The organism is Acinetobacter bouvetii (assembly GCF_902753875.1).
GTDB lineage: Bacteria > Pseudomonadota > Gammaproteobacteria > Pseudomonadales > Moraxellaceae > Acinetobacter > Acinetobacter bouvetii_A.
The window spans coordinates 1-1,047 of the sequence record NZ_CADDTS010000063.1 but is presented as its reverse complement, the minus strand read 5'-3'; the positions used below and the strand labels follow the sequence as shown (position 1 = coordinate 1,047).

General features: G+C 40.2%; 1 protein-coding gene. It reads right to left on the bottom strand.

The genetic code is table 11. From position 1 onward, the window contains the following. Position 1: 1 nt before the first annotated feature. Positions 2-949, bottom strand: a complete 948-nt coding sequence (locus FB6_RS16520; protein WP_174559157.1) for an IS30 family transposase — start codon at positions 947-949, stop codon at positions 2-4. Positions 950-1,047: the final 98 nt, after the last annotated feature.

Below are 1,047 nucleotides of genomic sequence, written 5' to 3'. Positions count from 1 at the left end.
CTTAGATTAGCATTTGAAGTGCAACACCATGTTCTTGGAATAATACCTGACTCGGGCTTCTAAATCCGAGTCTTTTTCTTGGGCGATGATTCAAACGTTGAGTGATTTCTGAAATATAAGCATCCGAATACCTATTCAAATCACTGCCTTTCTTAATATATTGCCTGATTAAACCATTCGTATTTTCATTCGTTCCTCTTTGCCAAGCGCTATACGGATCAGCGAAATACCAGTCTATTTCCAGTGCTTGAGCAGCATGCTCATGCAGGCTGAACTCTTTGCCATTATCTGCAGTAATTGTCTTGAGTCGATCTTTTATTGGCTTAAGAAGGCTGATCGTTGCTTGGCAAACTTCCTCTGCTTTGCGTGAGCCACACTTTTTCAGCCATAAGTAACCTGTCTTCCGGTCTACAATCGACACTAAGGATTGCTGATGTTTCTTGCCTACAATCGTATCTATTTCCAGATCACCAAAGCGAGTCCGGTATTCAATCTCAATTGGTCTATCATGAATGCTTTTACGATTACTCAGCTGACCGCGGGTTTCAGGAAAGCCATATTTACGCTTTCTTTGATTTCTGAATCGCAGGTGATGAAAGAGCGTACCACCCTTGTTTTTATCTAGCCGTATAAAACGATAAATTGAATGCAAACTGATTGGAACATGAGAGGCTATCTGTTCAGGACTCCATTGAAGATGAAGGTAGGCAATAATTTGTACCCACATTTCAGAAGGAATTCTTTTAGGGTTGGAGCATTGACGTCTTAGGGCAATTTTATTTGCGTGTTGAGCAAAATAACCGTTTCTAGCTCGATTACGATTGATTTCCCTAGAAATGGTTGAAGGTGAACGATTCAGTCTGCAAGCGATATGACGCTTAGAAAAACCTTCACGTAACAAGGCATAAATCTGATATCTTTCTTCTAGAGTGAGATGAGTATAGTTCATGATGCAACTTTGACTTTGGTCGGTCGGAAGCAAAATGCTAGCTCATCTTGCTTCCTTCCAATAATTTAATCTCTGTTGCACTTCATTTGAGAATCTAA

Bases quoted from the DNA above. Each gene is read 5' to 3' on its own strand.
- FB6_RS16520 (WP_174559157.1), bottom strand. From the start codon at position 949: ATGAACTATACTCATCTCACTCTAGAAGAAAGATATCAGATTTATGCC.